Raw genomic sequence first — 17,101 nt, forward strand, 5'->3', positions numbered from 1 at the left:
GCAATGCATTGCGGTGTGGCGGGAAAGTTGCCTGCCGCAGTTCGTCGGTTTCGGCCGGGTTTGCCGCTGCCATCGGCCGGGGGCGGGAAAATGGGCGCGTATTTGCCAGAAAGGTAAGGGCGTTCCGTGCCGCGTGAACCCTCGGCCTTGAGCCGTGAGTGGCATTGAAACGGAAAACCCGGGGATCGCTCCCCGGGTTTTCGTTTATCAGGTCGGCCCTGGCCGCTTAGCTGCAGCCGCTCGTCGCGCCGCAGGTGTCGCACTTCTCGCAGGTGCCGTTGCGCACCATGGTGAAGTTCTGGCACTCGGAGCACATGTTGCCGGTGTAGCCCTGCGCGATGGAGCGCATGCGGCGTTCGGCTTCCAGCTTCTTGGCTTCGGCCTTGGCGCTGGCGGCTTCGGCGGCGGCCTTGTCGGAGAAGAGGGCGGTCACGCTTTCGGGCGCTTCGTCCGCCACTTCTTCGGCGATCTCCTCGGCCAATTCGGCGGCGCGCTCCTCGTAGTCGCGCTTGAAGGCGACGATTTCAGAGGTGGCGACGGCGGTTGCCGGCTCCAGCTTGCGGGCGGCGCTGCCGGCAAAGGAGGTGACGTTGCCGGTCGAGGCTGCCTTGGCGGGCGCGGCGGTGGCTGCACCCTTCGGCTCGGAAAGCGAGCGCTCGCTCTGTCCGCCCTGGACGAGGGTCGGCTTGTGGCCGCGCGTCCAGCCGGTCGAGATCAGGTTCGTCTTGCCTTCCTGGATGCCCTTGCCGAGCGCCGTGTTGCCGAAGTCGGACGTGTCGACATGGGCAAGGTCGTGGCGGCCGAGATAGGAGACGGCAAGCTCGCGGAAGACGTAGTCGAGGATCGACGTGGCGTTCTTGATCGCGTCGTTGCCGATGACCATGCCGGCCGGCTCGAACTTGGTGAAGGTGAAGGCCTCCACATATTCTTCGAGCGGCACGCCGTACTGCAGGCCGAGCGAGATGGCGATGGCGAAGTTGTTCATCATCGCACGGAAGGCGGCGCCTTCCTTGTGCATGTCGATGAAGATCTCGCCGAGGCGGCCGTCGCCGAATTCGCCGGTACGCAGGTAGACCTTGTGCCCGCCGATGACGGCCTTCTGGGTGTAGCCCTGGCGGCGGTTCGGCAGCTTCTCGCGGTCGCGCACCAGGCGCTCGACGATCCGCTCGACGATCTTTTCCGTGACCTGCACGGCCTGGGCGGCGGCGGGTGCGGCGACCAGCGCCTCGACGGCGTCGTCCTCGTCCTCCTCATCCTCGATCAGCGAGGCGTTGAGCGGCTGCGAAAGCTTGGAGCCGTCGCGGTAAAGGGCGTTGGCCTTCAGCGCGAGCTTCCAGGAGAGCATGTAGGCGTTCTTGCAATCCTCGACGGTCGCCTCGTTCGGCATGTTGATCGTCTTGGAAATGGCGCCCGAGATGAACGGCTGGGCCGCCGCCATCATGCGGATATGGCTTTCGACCGAAAGGTAGCGCTTGCCGATCTTGCCGCACGGGTTGGCACAATCGAAGACCGGCAGGTGCTCGGCCTTGAGGAAGGGTGCGCCTTCCAGCGTCATCGCGCCGCAAACGTGGATGTTCGCCGCCTCGATGTCCTTCCTCGTGAAGCCGACATGCTCCAGCAGGTTGAAGGACATGTCCGAAAGCTGCTCGTCCGTGACCTTCAGCGTCTCCTTCAGGAAGTCGGCGCCGAGCGTCCACTGGTTGAAGGCGAACTTGATGTCGAAGGCGGACTTGAGGCCGGAATTGACGGCTTCGATCTTCTCGTCGGTGAAGCCCTTGGCCTTCAGCGTCGACGGGTTGATGGCCGGCGCCTGGTTCATGTTGCCATGGCCGACGGCATAGGCCTCGATCTCGGCGATCTGGCTTTCCGAATAGCCGAGCGTGCGCAGCGCTTCCGGCACGGCGCGGTTGATGATCTTGAAGTAGCCGCCGCCGGCGAGCTTCTTGAACTTCACCAGGGCGAAGTCGGGCTCGATGCCGGTCGTGTCGCAGTCCATGACGAGGCCGATCGTGCCGGTCGGCGCGATGACGGTCGTCTGGGCGTTGCGGTAGCCGTGCTTCTCGCCGAGCGCCACGGCCTTGTCCCAGGCCGCGGTGGCATGGGCGACCAGGGCCGGATCGGAGCATTCGTCATGGATGAGGGCGACCGGGTTGACCGACAGCGCCTCATAGCCCGCCGTCTCGCCATAGGCGGCGCGGCGGTGGTTACGCATGACGCGCAGCATGTTGTCGCGGTTCGGCGCAAAGCCCGGGAACGGGCCGAGCTCGCCGGCCATCTCGGCCGAGGTCGCATAGGCGACGCCCGTCATGATGGCGGTCAGCGCACCGGCGATGGCGCGGCCTTCTGCCGAATCATACGGGATGCCCGAGGACATCAGCAGGCCGCCGATATTGGCATAGCCGAGGCCGAGCGTGCGGTATTCGTAGGAGAGCTCGGCGATCTGGCGCGAGGGGAACTGCGCCATCATGACCGAGACTTCGAGCACGATGGTCCACAGGCGCACGGCATGTTCGTAGTCGGCGATGTTGATCTTCTTCGTCGCGGCGTCCTTGAACTGCAGGAGGTTCAGCGAGGCGAGGTTGCAGGCCGTGTCGTCGAGGAACATGTATTCCGAGCACGGGTTCGACGCGCGGATGGGGCCGGCAGCCGGGCAGGTGTGCCAGTCGTTCATCGTCGTGTTGAAGTGCAGGCCCGGATCGGCCGACGCCCAGGCGGCGTAGGAGATCGATTCCCACAGGTCGCGCGCCTTCAGCGTCTTCATGACCTTGCCGTCCTTGCGGGCGGTCAGGTGCCATTCCCCGTCATTCTCGACGGCGCGCAGGAAGTCGTCCTTCAGCGAGACGGAGTTGTTGGAGTTCTGGCCGGAAACGGTGAGATAGGCTTCCGAATCCCAGTCCGTGTCATAGGTCTTGAACTCGATGTCCTTGTAGCCCTGCCTGGCGAACTGGACGACGCGCTTGATGTAGTTTTCCGGAACCTGGCTCTTCTTGGCGGCGCGGATCTCGCGCTTGAGGGCCGGGTTCTCGGCGGGGTCGTAGCAGCGCTCGCCTTCGGCCGAGCAATTGACGCAGGCCTTCATGATGGCCTTGAGGTGGCCGGCGACGATCTTCGAGCCGGTGACGAGCGCCGCCACCTTCTGCTCTTCCTTGACCTTCCAGTTGATGTAGTCCTCGATATCCGGATGGTCGATGTCGACCACGACCATCTTGGCCGCGCGGCGCGTCGTGCCGCCCGACTTGATGGCGCCGGCCGCGCGGTCGCCGATCTTCAGGAAGCTCATCAGGCCGGAGGAGCGGCCGCCGCCCGAAAGCTTTTCGCCTTCGCCGCGCAGATGCGAGAAGTTGGAGCCGGTGCCGGAGCCGTATTTGAAGAGGCGCGCTTCACGCACCCACAGGTCCATGATGCCGTTCTCGTTGACGAGATCGTCCTCTACGGACTGGATGAAGCAGGCATGCGGCTGGGGATGCTCGTAGGCCGACCTGGACTTGGTCAGCTTGCCGGTGAAGGGGTCGACATAGAAATGTCCCTGGCCGGGACCGTCGATGCCATAGGCCCAGTGCAGGCCCGTGTTGAACCACTGCGGCGAGTTCGGGGCGACGCGCTGCGTGGCGAGCATATAGGCGAGTTCGTCCTTGAAGGCGGCAGCGTCTTCCTCGGAAGCGAAATACTTGCCCTTCCAGCCCCAGTAGGTCCAGGTGCCGGCAAGACGGTCGAAGACCTGGCGGGCATCGGTTTCAGAACCGAAGCGCTCGTTTTCCGGCAGCGCCTTCAGGGCTTCGGTATCGGGCACGGAGCGCCACAGGAAGGAGGGAACATCGTTCTCCTCGACCTTCTTCAGCCGCGCCGGCACGCCGGCCTTGCGGAAGTATTTCTGCGCGAGGATGTCGGCGGCGACCTGGGAGAACTGCGCCGGCACGTCGATATCGGCCAGGCGGAAGACGATGGAGCCGTCCGGGTTCTTGATCTCGCTGGTGGCCTTGCGGAATTCGATCTCCGCATAGGCCGACTGACCAGGTTTTGTGAAGCGACGTTCTATGCGCATTTCCGTTGTCCTCTGCTGCCGCATCCTGTCCTTGAAAACAGGGCGCAATTAACCCCGTCCGGCCGCAATGCCCTTGCAGCCAGCCCCGATCTTCCAATCCTTGCGGGAAACCCGATCGATCTCGGATGTCCTGTATCTTGTGCTGAGTTTGGCTGCAAACACTAAATATAGTATTAACAGATAGTTTATTCCAGACCCTGCGGGCGCGAAGGCGCATCAAAAAACCGGGCGCGGAAGCACCCTTGCGGTGAGCGGATCATCCGCCCCGCCGCATGCGCAGGAAACGCGATTTCGTGATGGGAACCGACCTCGTAACTTTACGGTCCAGTCGCCGCCGCAACTTGGAATTCATTAACCTCATCAGCCCGATTCTCGTCAAGGGCTGGTTTGTGAATGAAGTTTGAACTCTATATCTTGTGCCTGTGGGCTGTGGAAAATGGGGACATCGCGCAAGGCCTGAAAAATCAGCAGGTTCCGGCCGAAAGGTGAGGCGGCGTGACATGCCTCTGTGGAAAAGCAAAAAAAATCATGGGTGAAAAGAAGGGATTTTTCGACATCCCGACATCAGGGAATAGTCATCCCCGAAGAGTTGTGATCCGTGGATAAAGTGATTCTCCCTGTCGTCAACCCGACTCGCTGGCGGCCCTTTTTAGCGGCCGCAAGGCTGCAGCTTCCCGGGCGGAAACGCCCGGAAAACGACTGGAAAAGGCGAGGACTCTGGCGCGAAAGAAACACCGGCGCACAGGGCAGGCGAGACGCCGCCGCTATCAGCCGCGGCTGCCCTTGGCGATCGGCTCCTGGTAGGTGAAGCCCATGTCCCAGGGGAAATAGATCCAGGTGTCCTGGCTGACTTCGGTGACGAAGGTGTCGACCAGCGGACGGCCCTTGGGCTTGGCGTAGACGGCGGCGAAATGCGCCTTTGGCAGCATGGCGCGGACCTGCGCGGCGGTCTTGCCGGTATCCGTCAGGTCGTCGACGATGAGAATGCCTTCGCCGCCCTGCTCGGTGAGCTCCGGCGAGATTCCCTTGAGGACGTGCATGTCGCCCTGCGAGACATAGTCGTGGTAGGAGGCGACGCAGACCGTCTCGATCAGGCGGATGTTCAGTTCGCGCGAGATGACCGCCGCCGGCACGAGGCCGCCGCGGGTGATGCAGACGATCGCCTTCCATTCGCGGTCGCCGTCCGCCAGCCGCCAGGCGAGCGCGCGCGCGTCGCGGTGAAACTGATCCCAGGAAACGGGGAAGGCTTTGTCGGGCAGCGACATGACGGGCTCCTGATAGGCGGAAAAAAAGAAGATTCCTTCTCTCTAATGCAAGTCGCCGCTCAAGGAAATCGCCGCCCGGCCATGCAGGCCGGGCGATCCACAGCCAAGTCCGCCTCAGCGGGACATCAGCACCGGCACGCGGGCGTGGCGCATCATGGCGCTGGTGACGCCGCCGAAGAGGCGCTGGCGCAGCCGCGAATGGCTGTAGGCGCCCATGACGATGAGGCCTGCGCCGATCTCCGTCGCACGGTGGTTGACGGTCTCGGCGACGGAATGCCGCTCCGATCCGCGCGAGGCGACGGTGGTCTTGATGCCGTGCCGGGCGAGCGTCGCCGCAAGTTCGGCGCCGCAGAACTCGCGCGACTGCATGGAGTTTTCCGGCGGATCGACGGTGAAGATCTCGACCTCCTTCGCCGCCGTCAGGAAGGGCAGGGCGTCGAAGGCGGCGCGCGCCGATTCCTTCGAGCCGTTCCAGGCGAGCAGCACCCGGTCGATCGGTTCGGGACCGGCCGGCGCATTGGAGACGAGGTAGACCGGGCGCCCGCTCTCGTAGAGCAGGTCTTCGATATCCTCCTGCGCCGGGCCGTCGGCGTCCGGGTCGAACTGCCCGGCGATGACGATGTCGGCGCCGCGCGCGCTGTCGATGACGCCGGCCGAGGCATAGCCGGCGGTGCCGGTGAAGAGGCGCCATTCATAGGAGATGTCGTCGCGCTCGCAGCGCGAGCGGAAGGCCTGCTCGACCTCGCGCGATTGCCGGCGGGCGCGTTCCTGCAGGTCGAGGACGGCGCTCGGGTCGGGATATTCCATGGGCGCGATCAACGTGACCACGACCGGTGATTCCGCGTGAATGCCGACGACATGCCCGCCGGTGCGGCGCGCGAGTGCAAGCGCGTGGTCCGTCACCTTGCCGGCATCCTCCGCGGCGCTCAGCACCGCCACGATGGTCTTGTAGCTCATTTCGGCCTCCTGTCTGGTCCACACGAACCTTGCGCCTGCCGAAACGCCATAACCTTGATCGGGATCAAACGCCCGCCTTGGCCGCGGCGATTTCTGCAATCATCGCAAGTATATCACGTTCGGCCGCAAGCGCCGGAGATTCCTCGCGGCTGCGGATGACGATTTCCGTCGAGAAGCGGTTTTCCGAAAAGCGCGGATAGGAGCCGATGCTGGTCTCCGGGTGGTTCTTCTGGATCTCGGCGAGTGCGCTGCCGATATCGCCCTCGCCGAAGGGCGAGGCGACGGAACGCTGGAGCATGGGCCGCCCACCCTCGAGCTTCGGCACGACGGTGCCGAGCATCGCGGTGAAGACCTGCGGCACGCCGGCCATCACATAGACATTGCCGATATGGAAGCCCGGCGCCGTGGAAACGGCATTCTCGATATGGACGGAGCCCTCGGGCATGCGCGCCATGCGCTTGCGGGCCTCGTTGAACTCGACGCCGCGCCGCGCATACATCGCGCCGAGCAGTTCCATCGCGAGCGGATCATGCAGGCACGGCACGCCGAACGCCTTGGAAACGGCATCCGCGGTGATGTCGTCATGGGTCGGGCCGATGCCGCCGGAGGTGAAGACATAGGTATGGCGCGCGCGCAGCGCATTCAGCGCCTCGACGATCGCGTCTTCGTCGTCGCCGACGATGCGCACTTCCTTGAGGTCGATGCCGGCGAGGAAGAGCATGTCGGCGAGCTGGCCGATATTCTTGTCCTTGGTGCGCCCGGAAAGGAGTTCGTCGCCGATGGCGAGCATGGCGGCGGTGGCGGCGGGGCTGGAACTCATAGGCGCTCTCTGGACTTCGGACAATATTGCCGACCGATGCGGCGGCATTGTCAATGGAGGGTGAACAGTCTGTCGACCGGGCAGCTTCTGGGTGGCCGCCACCTTGAAGTGCTACATCCAAGCCGACGCCGCGATCAAGCGGAAAGGCATCGCAAGACAGGAGACGACAATGGCGAAAGTTCTGGTTCTTTACTATTCGGCCTACGGGCACATCGAAGCCATGGCCTATGCTGCGGCAGAAGGCGCGAAGTCGGCCGGTGCCGACGTGACCGTCAAGCGCGTTCCGGAACTGGTTCCGGAAGAGGTTGCCAAGGCTTCCTACTACAAGATGGACCAGAAGGCCGAGATCGCCACCGTGGCCGAGCTCGAAAACTACGACGCCATCATCGTCGGCGCCGGCACGCGCTTCGGCACGGTCGCCTCGCAGATGCGCAATTTCTGGGACCAGACCGGCGGCCTGTGGGCGCAGGGCAAGCTGGTCGGCAAGGTCGGCTCGGTCTTCACCTCCTCGGCGACCCAGCACGGCGGCCAGGAATCCACCATCCTCGGCTTCATCCCCACGCTGCTGCACCACGGTCTTGCCGTCGTCGGCCTGCCCTATGCCTTCCAGGGCCAGATGGGCGTCGATGCCGTCAAGGGCGGCTCGCCCTACGGCGCCTCGACGATCACCGACGGCGACGGCTCGCGCCAACCTTCGGAAGTCGAACTCGAAGCCGCCCGCTTCCAGGGCGCGCATGTCGCCAAGATCGCGGCAAAGCTTTCGGCCTGACGTTCTCCTGAAACGTCACTGAAAAAGAGGGTGCGGCCAGCGTCAGGGGCCGCACCCTTTTTGTTTGCCGTGATTCCGGAAGAATGCTGGTGCGGGCGGCGGGGATCGAACCCGCACAGCCAAGGCCGAGGGATTTTAAGTCCCTTGCGTCTACCAGTTTCGCCACGCCCGCTTCCCGCGCGTTTTCGATTGCCGGGGCGAAGCAGTCAAGAGCGCGAGGCATAAAACATTTCCTACAGGCATATCCGAGTTGGCTTCCCTTGCGGATGTCAGCCTTCAAAGGGCGGTTGCAGGGAAAATTCACGAATATGCATTCTAAAGTTGCTTTATTATTGAATTGCAACTGAAATAAATATAACTTTAAGGTGCTGAAATGGAGGGGGTTATGAAATCAAAAATTGCATTCTGCCTCGCCATGTTTGTTGGAGGCACCGCTCATGCAGGGTCAATTTGCATTGATGGGAGTTTCATTTTCAGGGGGGATACGCGGGTCATAAACATCTACGACGAGGTGTGCAGGACGGATAAAGGAAACTTCACCGTCATTGGGGGCCAATACACGCGCGGCATAGATGTCTGCTTCAGCGATTCAGGCTATGCCACCGTAATATACAGGAATGTTACGAATAACGGACCTTCGGTGCGGGCTGCATGGCTCAAGAATGACGATTGTATCAAACCATAGGAGAGAAAAATGCATCGAAAAATGCCTGCAATTCTTCTGGTGTCTGCAATATCTCTGGTCTTTCCAGCCGTCTCGTCCGCACAGGTGCTCGGTGGAGTAGCGGGAACTGCCGCGAAGGACGTTGAAGTGACGTGCGGAAGTTGCTGCTCGGTACGCAATATCGGCTCGAGGCTGGTGGAGGCACGGTTGGCATTGGCGCTCGGTGCCAGCGCGACGCTTCGCGTGGGGCCGGGCCAGAGCTCGACATGGATGAGTGGCGGCAGCTGCTTTTCCAGTGGTTTCGGCGTATTCGCCAACTATGTCGACTGAGCAGCGGCTCAGGGGATAGATCGAAACAGGGCTGCCGCGATAGCGACAGCCCTCATTTCTTCGCCGTCAGCCCGAAACCGCGTTCACCGCGAAGTAGAACAGCGCCGAGATCGCTGCCGCCGAGGGCAGGGTGACGATCCAGGCGATGACGATGTTGCCGGCGATGCCCCAGCGGACGGCCGAGACGCGGCGGGCGGCGCCGACGCCGATGATGGCGCCGGTGATCGTGTGGGTCGTGGAGACCGGAATGCCGAGCCATGTCGCGGCGAAGAGGGTGATCGCGCCGCCGGTTTCGGCGCAGAAGCCCTGCATCGGGTTGAGGCGAGTGATCTTCGAGCCCATCGTGTGCACGATGCGCCAGCCGCCCATCAGCGTGCCGAGCGCCATGGCGGACTGGCAGGTGATCACCACCCAGAAGGGCACGTAGAAGTCGCCGCCGAGATAGCCCTGCGAATAGAGCAGCACGGCGATGATGCCCATGGTCTTCTGCGCGTCGTTGCCGCCGTGGCCGAGCGAATAGAGCGAGGCGGACAGGAACTGCATGACGCGGAAGGTGCGGTCGACGGCAAAGGGCGTCTGGCGCACGAATATCCACGAGACGATCAGGATGAGGATCAGCGCCAGGAAGAAGCCGATGGCCGGCGACAGGAAGATGGCGCTCGCCGTCTTGATGAGCCCGCTCCACACGACGGCGTCGAAGCCGGTCTTGGCGAGGCCCGCGCCGACGAGGCCGCCGATCAGCGCATGCGAGGAGCTCGACGGGATGCCGAAGACCCAGGTGACGACGTTCCAGATGATCGCCCCCATCAGCGCCGAGAAGATGACCAGCGGGCTGACGATGGAGGGATCGATGATGCCCTTGCCCAGCGTCTCGGCGACATGCAGGCCGAAGAACAGGAAGGCGATGAAGTTGAAGAAGGCTGCCCACAGGACGGCGTATTGCGGGCGCAGCACGCGGGTGGAGACGATCGTGGCGATGGAATTCGCCGCGTCGTGCAGGCCGTTCAGGAAATCGAAGACGAGCGCGATGCCGACGAGGCCGACCAGCAGCGGAAGGGCGAGCGTGGCGTCCATCAGACGTTCTCGATCACGATACCGCTGATTTCATTGGCGACGTCCTCGAAGCGGTCGACGACCTTCTCGAGTTCCCCGTAGATCTCGCTGCCGATGATATAGGCCATCGGATCGGTCTTGCCGAATTCCTTGAAGAGGTCCTTCAGGCCGCGGTCGTGCAATTCGTCGGAGCGGCCCTCGACGCGGGTGATCTCTTCCGCGATGGTGCCGAGGCGGCCGGCATGCACGCCGATCTTGTCGAGCAGCGGGATCGCCTCGGCGATGAGATGGGCGGCCTTGACGACGGTCTCGCCCATTTCCTGCATGCCGGGCTGGAAGCTCGTCTGCTCGTAGAGGCGGATGGTCTTGACCGTCTTGTGCATCATGTCGATGGCATCGTCCATCGACTGGATCAGGTCCTTGATGTCGCCGCGGTCGAAGGGCGTGATGAAGCTGCGGCGCACCGCTTGCAGAACTTCATGGGTGATCTCGTCGGCCTGGTTTTCCAGTTCGACGATCCGGTCGCAGTGCTTTTCCATGTCCGGGCCGCCGGCAAGCAGCGTGCGGAGCGATTCGGCGGCGCCGACGACAGTGCGGGAATGCTGCTCGAAGAGATCGAAGAAACGGTCTTCGCGCGGCATGAGTTTGCGAAACAGCGAAAGCATGGATGCCCCTTACATGGCTGGGGTTGTCATGCGGCTGTCATAATTGACCGTCAACGCGCTGGAAAGCGTTGATTCGGCCTTGTCACAATTTCTCTTGCACTGCGGTAAACGGGACGCGCACCCGCTCAGGGCACGATCTTGAAGGGTTGCTCGCTGATGGCGACCGCGCCGCTGGCGCTGTCGCGGAAGCGGTAGCGCAGCACGTAATCGCCGGCCGGCGGGCTCGTGAGATTGAGCGTCAGCTTGGCGAAGACTTCCTGGTTGCGCACGCTGCCCTTGAAGTCGAAGGAGCCGAAGGCCTTCTGCTCGGCAAGTTTCGTCCCTTTGGGATCGAGCAGTTCGAGGTCGACGGTGAAATGCGATTCCAGGAGGCCACCATCGGCGGCGCGCCAGGTGAGGCCGACCGGCTCGACATAGGAGATCAGCGCCTCGCCCGCCTTGAAGCTGGAATCGGGCCGGGTGGCATACATGCCATAGCCCTGCGGCGGCGCGGCGACGAAGATCGCCTTGCCGATGGAGAAGGGGAGCGTCGCGGCAAACGCGCCATAGGCGTCGCGGATCGTGTTGTGCGCGCCGACCGTATCGCCGGCGGCGGCCTGCTCCTCCGCCTTCTTCGCGGCGTCCGCGAGGGGGCCGGCAAGCGCGAGCGTCGGCGCGAGCGCGGCGACAAAGGTCAAACGCATCAGGGACTTCCACACGGACATTCAGTCTTCCTCCAGCCGGATTGCGGGCAGGATGCGAAGAAGCGCGGCAACAGTCAAGGATGCCGGCGCTTTGTCCGGGGCTCTCGTCAGCTCTTCCAGAAGAGCGGTGTCAGGATGACCAGCACGGTGAGGATTTCGAGACGCCCGAGCAGCATGAGGAAGGAGAGCACGTAGAGCGCCGCGTCGTGGAACACCGTGAAGGAGCCGGCGGGGCCGATCTCCGGCGTGACGCCCGGTCCCACGTTGGAAAGCGAGGTCGCCGCCGCCGAGACGGCGGTCAGCACGTCGTAGCCCATCAGGCCGAGCAGGATCGCTCCGATGGCGGAGATCGCGACATAGGTGATGAAGAACAGGAAGACGTTGCGCTGCAGGTCGGCATCGACCGTCATCGAGCCGTAGCGCACGGCATGGATGCCGTCGGGATAGATGAGGCGGTAGAGGCCGGTGCGGATGGAGTTGAAGAGGATGATGAGGCGGTAGGCCTTGAGGCCGCCCGCCGTCGAGCCCGAACAGCCGCCGAGGAAGGTGGCGACGAAGGCGAGCGCCACGATGAAGTGGCCCCATCTCGTATAGTCGTCGCTGGCAAAGCCCGTCGTCGAGATGATCGAGGAGACGGTGAAGAAGGAATGGGCCAGCGCCTCGTGGAAATTGACCCCGTTCTGCAGGCGCAGATAGATGCTGGCCGCGACGGAGAAGAGCACGAGATAGCCGAGGAAGACGCGGATCTGCGGGTCACGCCAGGCATCGAGCCGCTGGCGCACGACGAAGAGGATCAGCACCGAGAAGGGCAGGCTGCTCAGCGTCATGAAGAAAGTGCCGGCCCACAGCAGCGGCAGGCTCTTGTAGTAGCCGAAGGAGGCGTCGTGAGTCGAAAGCCCGCCTGTCGCGACCGTCGACATGGCGTGGTTCACCGCGTCGAAGCGGCTCATGCCGAGCGCCGCATAGGTGACGGCGCAGATGATGGTGATCGCGACATAGATGGCGAGGAAGGCGCGGGTGTAGCTGGCGATGCGGGCGAAGGGCTTGTCGGCGGTGTCGGACGATTCGAGCTTGAAGAACGACATGCCGCCGACGCGCAGATACGGCATGATGAAGAGGCCGAGCGCCAGGATCCCGACGCCGCCGAGCCAGTGCAGCAGCGAGCGCCACATCAGGATGCCGGGCGGGGCGTTGTCGAGGCCGACGATGACGGTCGAGCCGGTCGTGCTGATCGCCGAGACCGATTCGAAGAGGGCCTGCGCGAAGGTCAGCTTCATCGAGGAAAGCCACAGCGGGATCGCGCCGATGAAGCAGCCCGAGATCCACAGCATGTTGACGACGAGGAAGCCCATGCGCTTGTTGAAGGGCGGCGGGCCGGCGCGGGTCGCCGCCGCCGTCGCCAGCGACAGGCCGCCGGTCATGAAGGCCGAAAGCAGGAATATCTCCCAGTCCCGATGGCCGTAATAGATGTCGATGAAGGCCGGAATCAGCATCGCCACGGAAAGGTAGATGCCGCTGATGGCTGCGATATGGATGGCGGACCGGAAAATCGTGGCGTTCAACGGTGGTCGTCCTGCATGCCGGCTGGGCTCAAGGTCTGGTCTCGAAAGGCCGCGCGGCCGGGGCGGGCCGTGCCCGTCGCTGCGATAGGCAACTTTTTGTTTTCCGCGTCGTTTTTTTGCCGAAAACCGCTGTCCACTCTTCTGCACGATGCTATAGCCTTTGCATTGTCCAAACTCAAGGATGGCATCGAACGGCATGAAACCGGACGTCGACGCAGCCTGCGAAGCTTTGCGCGGGCTCTTTCCCGAAACACCGCTCCAGCTCAACGAACATCTTTCCGCCCGCTACGGCGCGGAAATCTACCTGAAGCGCGAGGACCTCTCGCCGGTGCGCTCCTACAAGATTCGGGGCGCCTTCAACTTCTTCCGCAAGGTCCTGGCGAAGCCGGACGGCGCGCGCAGCTTCGTCTGCGCCTCGGCCGGCAATCATGCGCAGGGCTTCGCTTTCGTCTGCAAGCATTTCGGCGTGCCGGGCGTGGTCTTCATGCCGGTGACGACGCCGCAGCAGAAGATCGACAAGACGCGCATCTTCGGCGGCGAGTTCGTGACGATCAGGCTGGTCGGCGACTTCTTCGACCAGTGCTACAAGGCCGCCCGTGACCATGCGGAAGCGACCGGCGCGCAGATGGTGCCGCCCTTCGACCATGCGGACATCATCGAGGGGCAGGCGACCGTTGCGGCGGAAATCCTCGCCCAGCTCGGCGAGGGCAAGCTGCCGGATATCGTCGCCCTTCCGGTCGGCGGCGGCGGCCTCGCCTCGGGCGTCACCGGCTATCTCGAAGGCACGATCGGCCCGTCGAGCTTCGTCTTCTGCGAGCCGGCCGGCGCGCCGAGCCTGAAGCGAAGCCTCGAAAGCGGCACGGTGGTGACGCTCGACCAAGTGGACAATTTCGTCGACGGCGCTGCGGTCGGGCAGATCGGTGCGCTCAATTTCGCCGCGCTCAGCCGCTTCTCCGCCGACCAGGTCATGCTGCTTTCGGAAAACGCGATCTGCGTGACGATGATCGACATGCTGAATGTCGAGGGCGTGGTGCTGGAGCCGGCCGGCGCGCTGTCGCTGACGGCGCTGGAGGCGCTCGGCCGCGAGGCGCTGGCGGGCAAGACGGTCGTCGCCGTCGTCTCCGGCGGCAATTTCGACTTCGAGCGCCTGCCGGACGTCAAGGAGCGCGCCATGCGCCATGCGGGACTGAAGAAATACTTCATCCTGCGCCTTGCCCAGCGTCCGGGCGCGCTGCGCGATTTCCTCAACCTGCTCGGCCCGGACGACGACATCGCCCGCTTCGAGTATCTCAAGAAGTCCGCCCGCAACTTCGGCTCGATCCTTATCGGCATCGAGACGAAGGCGCCGGAGAACTTCGTCGCGCTGCGCAAGGCCTTCGATACTGCGGGCATGCGCTACCAGGACATCACCGAGAACGAGATTCTCGCAAACCTCATCATCTAAGGAAACGGGAGCCGGCGGCGCGTTCCTCTTGGAGCGCGCTTCCGCCTGTGCTAGCAATCGGCCATGGCATCGTTCTTTTCAAAACTCTTCGGTCGCGGCGGCGACTCGGCTACTCCGGCGAAGGTCGCCGAGGAAACCGAGGCCTATAACGACCTTCTCCTCGTCGCGGCCCCCATTGCGGAGGGCGGCCAGTTCCGTCTTGCCGGCCGCATAGAAAAGCGGGACGGCGAGCGCGTGCTGGTGCGCACCTTCATCCGCGCCGACCTGTTTTCCTCGCGGGACGATACGGTCGCCTCGACCTTCCGCAAGGCAAGGCAGATCGCCGACCAGCATGGTTCCTCGCTTTTCGGCGATGGCGAGGAGAGCCGGCCGGTCTGATCCGGGCGGACAGTCACAAATAAATCATACAAAATGACGCGAACGCGCTGGAGAACCGGCGCGATTGCCTGTATCCGCAGGAAACGACTTGTTGTGACTCTCCCGCTATACTGGCGGGGAAAGTCGAAAATCTGCGGATTGCCCATGGGAACTGAAAACCTGATCCTGCTTCTCATCGAGGCCGGGTTTTATTTCGTCTTCATGGTGGGCCTTCTGCACCTGCGCCACCAGATCGGCATCGGCGTCTTCGTCGCGGCACTCGGGGTGATGCACTTTCTCGAGACCTATCTTGCGGCGGTCTTCTATATCGAACTGCCCTTCGGCGTCATCTCGCCCGGATCCTCGGTTCTTTTCTCCGGCAAGCTGATGATGATTCTCCTTCTTTACGTGAAGGAGGACGCCGCGGTCGTGCGCGCGCCGATCTACGGCCTGCTCGCCGGCAACTTCCTGACGGTCGGTCTCGGCTTCTTCCTGCGCCATCACCAGACGGTGGGGGCGGTGCCCGGCCGCGTCGCCGACCTTGCCTTCATCGACGAGATGGGCTGGCTGATGCTGCTTGGCACGACGCTGCTCTATCTCGATTCGCTCGGCATCATCCTGCTCTACGAGCGGCTGGGGCGAGTGTTCAAGAAGAGCACGGCCACGCGCTTCTTCGTGTCAGGCGTCATCGTGCTGACATTCGACCAGGTGGGCTTCTACGCGGCGCTGCATTTTCTCAATAACGCGCCGATCGAGGTGTTCTGGGGCGGCTGGATCGCCAAGATGATGGCGGCCTGCGCCTATGCGGTCATGATGACGGTCTATCTGCATTATTCGCGCATCTCGGCCATTCCGGTCTCGCCGCGGCCGATTTCCGACATCTTTGCCGACCTGACCTTCCGCGAGCGCTACGAGGACCTGCTCGATCGCTCGGGCCGCGATGCGCTGACCGGCGTCTACGACCGCAGCCGGCTGGAATTCGAGGCGCCGCGCCTGCTTTCCGCCATGCTGGCGGCCGGCAAGCCGATGGCGCTGATGATCATCGATGCCGATCACTTCAAGGACGTCAACGACCGGTTCGGCCATCTTGCCGGCGACGAGGTGCTGAAGACCGTCGCAACCTGCCTGCAGCGGGCGATGCGCGGCAATGACAAGGTCTTCCGCTTCGGCGGCGAGGAATTCGTCATCCTGTCGGAGGACATCACGCCGGATGTCGGGACGGACCGTGCCGAGGCCCTGCGCCGCATGGTGGAGGACGAGGTCCGCCGGCCGGACGGCATATCCGTGACGGTCAGCATCGGCGTCGCCAACAGCTACAGCGACGGCACCACGCTGAACGCTCTTCTCTCGGCGGCCGATGCGCGGCTCTATGCCGCCAAGAATGCCGGCCGGAACCGGGTGATCTCCACCGCCGCGCTCGCAGCCTCGTCCGGCCTCGAAGCCTGAGGTTTCCGACCCGCTTTCCGTCACAAAAGGTTCATGAAGGCTTCCTATAGGAGCAGGCGGCGCCATGGCTTGATTGCGCATGGCGCCTCCCGACGGCAACGGCCTTTCACCTCCCTCATCGACGGATATTGCTCATGTTCGACGACCATCATCTGAACCGCATCAAGGCGGAGATCGCCGACAGCTTCGACGAGGAGCTGGAAATGCAGATCGAGGAGGAGCGGCTGGACGACCTCATCGCCGAGGGCATGTCCGAGGCGCCCGTCCAGACGCTGGAGCGCCGCATCTATTTCCGCGAGCTGTTCCGCCTCCAGCACGAGCTGGTGAAACTGCAGGACTGGGTGCACCACAAGAAGCTGAAGGTCGTGGTCCTGTTCGAGGGCCGCGATTCGGCCGGCAAGGGCGGCGCCATCAAGCGCGTCACCCAGCGCCTCAATCCGCGCGTCTGCCGCGTCGTCGCCCTGCCGGCGCCGACCGAGCGCGAGCGCCATCAATGGTATTTCCAGCGCTACGTGCCGCACCTGCCGTCGGCCGGTGAAATGGTGCTCTTCGACCGCTCCTGGTACAACCGCGCCGGTGTCGAGCGCGTCATGGGCTTCTGCACGCCGGACGAGCTGGAGGAATTCTTCCGCTCGGTGCCGGAATTCGAGCGCATGCTCGTGCGCTCCGGCATCGTGCTCGTCAAATACTGGTTCTCGATCACCGACGAGGAGCAGGAATTCCGCTTCCGCATGCGCATCCACGATCCGCTGAAGCAGTGGAAACTCTCCCCGATGGACCTCGAAAGCCGCGTCCACTGGGAGGACTATACCAAGGCGAAGGAAGAGATGCTGGAACGCACCCATATTCCTGAAGCGCCCTGGTGGATCGTCGAGGCCGTTGACAAGAAGAAGGCGCGCCTCAACTGCATCGCCCATCTCCTGACGCAGATCCCCTACGAGGACGTGCCGAAGGCGGCCATCGAACTGCCGGAGCGCGTGCGCCACGACGACTATATCCGGCATGAGCCGCCGGACGAAATGTACGTGCCGGACGTCTACTGAC

Annotated in this window: 14 protein-coding genes and 1 tRNA gene; 6 read left to right on the top strand and 9 right to left on the bottom strand. The window is 63.5% G+C overall.

What is annotated here, in order from left to right; genetic code table 11:
- Positions 1–226: 226 nt before the first annotated feature.
- The 4 genes from ACZ48C_RS06490 to ACZ48C_RS06505 form a co-directional block, all read right to left on the bottom strand.
- Complete coding sequence (locus tag ACZ48C_RS06490; protein WP_464782524.1) at positions 227–4,042, bottom strand: vitamin B12-dependent ribonucleotide reductase; 3,816 nt, start codon at positions 4,040–4,042, stop codon at positions 227–229.
- 767 nt (positions 4,043–4,809) lie between these two features.
- Positions 4,810–5,307 carry a xanthine phosphoribosyltransferase gene (gene gpt / locus ACZ48C_RS06495; protein WP_318911435.1) on the bottom strand — a complete coding sequence of 166 codons (498 nt, stop codon included), beginning with the start codon at positions 5,305–5,307 and terminating at the stop codon, positions 4,810–4,812.
- 114 nt (positions 5,308–5,421) lie between these two features.
- Positions 5,422–6,264, bottom strand: coding sequence for a universal stress protein (locus ACZ48C_RS06500; RefSeq protein WP_119258404.1), 843 nt, complete (start codon positions 6,262–6,264; stop codon positions 5,422–5,424).
- A gap of 64 nt (positions 6,265–6,328) precedes the next feature.
- A complete protein-coding gene (locus ACZ48C_RS06505; RefSeq protein WP_318911436.1) occupies positions 6,329–7,084 on the bottom strand; it encodes a competence/damage-inducible protein A in 756 nt (251 codons plus the stop codon).
- A gap of 169 nt (positions 7,085–7,253) precedes the next feature.
- Here ACZ48C_RS06505 and wrbA point away from each other — a divergent pair, with 169 nt between their 5' ends.
- Entirely contained in the window at positions 7,254–7,853 is a 600-nt protein-coding gene (gene wrbA / locus ACZ48C_RS06510) for an NAD(P)H:quinone oxidoreductase type IV (protein ID WP_119258448.1), read from the top strand.
- 87 nt (positions 7,854–7,940) lie between these two features.
- Here the strand turns inward: wrbA and ACZ48C_RS06515 are convergent.
- Positions 7,941–8,025, bottom strand: a tRNA-Leu gene (locus ACZ48C_RS06515).
- A gap of 522 nt (positions 8,026–8,547) precedes the next feature.
- Between ACZ48C_RS06515 and ACZ48C_RS06520 the strand changes: the two genes are divergently transcribed.
- Positions 8,548–8,847: a hypothetical protein gene (locus ACZ48C_RS06520; protein ID WP_162911496.1), complete on the top strand. Its 300-nt coding sequence runs from the start codon at positions 8,548–8,550 to the stop codon at positions 8,845–8,847.
- 66 nt (positions 8,848–8,913) lie between these two features.
- Here ACZ48C_RS06520 and ACZ48C_RS06525 read toward each other — a convergent pair whose 3' ends face one another.
- The 4 genes from ACZ48C_RS06525 to ACZ48C_RS06540 all read right to left on the bottom strand — a co-directional run bounded on the left by ACZ48C_RS06525 (position 8,914) and on the right by ACZ48C_RS06540 (position 12,810).
- A complete protein-coding gene (locus tag ACZ48C_RS06525) occupies positions 8,914–9,921 on the bottom strand; it encodes an inorganic phosphate transporter (protein ID WP_119258402.1) in 1,008 nt (335 codons plus the stop codon).
- The gene (locus ACZ48C_RS06530) at positions 9,921–10,565 is read right to left on the bottom strand and encodes a DUF47 domain-containing protein (protein ID WP_424547499.1); all 645 of its coding nucleotides are present in this window, start codon (positions 10,563–10,565) and stop codon (positions 9,921–9,923) included. The genes ACZ48C_RS06525 and ACZ48C_RS06530 overlap by 1 nt, the downstream gene beginning before the upstream one ends.
- A gap of 125 nt (positions 10,566–10,690) precedes the next feature.
- Positions 10,691–11,248 (bottom strand): hypothetical protein, encoded by a 558-nt coding sequence (locus ACZ48C_RS06535; RefSeq protein WP_424547498.1) that lies wholly within the window; start codon positions 11,246–11,248, stop codon positions 10,691–10,693.
- 107 nt (positions 11,249–11,355) lie between these two features.
- Complete coding sequence (locus ACZ48C_RS06540; RefSeq protein ID WP_119258399.1) at positions 11,356–12,810, bottom strand: TrkH family potassium uptake protein; 1,455 nt, start codon at positions 12,808–12,810, stop codon at positions 11,356–11,358.
- 196 nt (positions 12,811–13,006) lie between these two features.
- Here ACZ48C_RS06540 and ilvA point away from each other — a divergent pair, with 196 nt between their 5' ends.
- From ilvA to ppk2, 4 genes are all read left to right on the top strand, one after another.
- A complete protein-coding gene (gene ilvA / locus ACZ48C_RS06545; protein WP_464782525.1) occupies positions 13,007–14,254 on the top strand; it encodes a threonine ammonia-lyase in 1,248 nt (415 codons plus the stop codon).
- A gap of 63 nt (positions 14,255–14,317) precedes the next feature.
- A complete protein-coding gene (locus tag ACZ48C_RS06550; protein ID WP_454632460.1) occupies positions 14,318–14,632 on the top strand; it encodes an HlyU family transcriptional regulator in 315 nt (104 codons plus the stop codon).
- 144 nt (positions 14,633–14,776) lie between these two features.
- Positions 14,777–16,057: a GGDEF domain-containing protein gene (locus ACZ48C_RS06555; RefSeq protein WP_464782526.1), complete on the top strand. Its 1,281-nt coding sequence runs from the start codon at positions 14,777–14,779 to the stop codon at positions 16,055–16,057.
- A 134-nt stretch (positions 16,058–16,191) separates the two neighbouring features.
- Entirely contained in the window at positions 16,192–17,100 is a 909-nt protein-coding gene (gene ppk2, locus ACZ48C_RS06560) for a polyphosphate kinase 2 (RefSeq protein WP_318911444.1), read from the top strand.
- Position 17,101: the final 1 nt, after the last annotated feature.

The organism is Shinella sp. 1A1 (genome assembly GCF_055379515.1).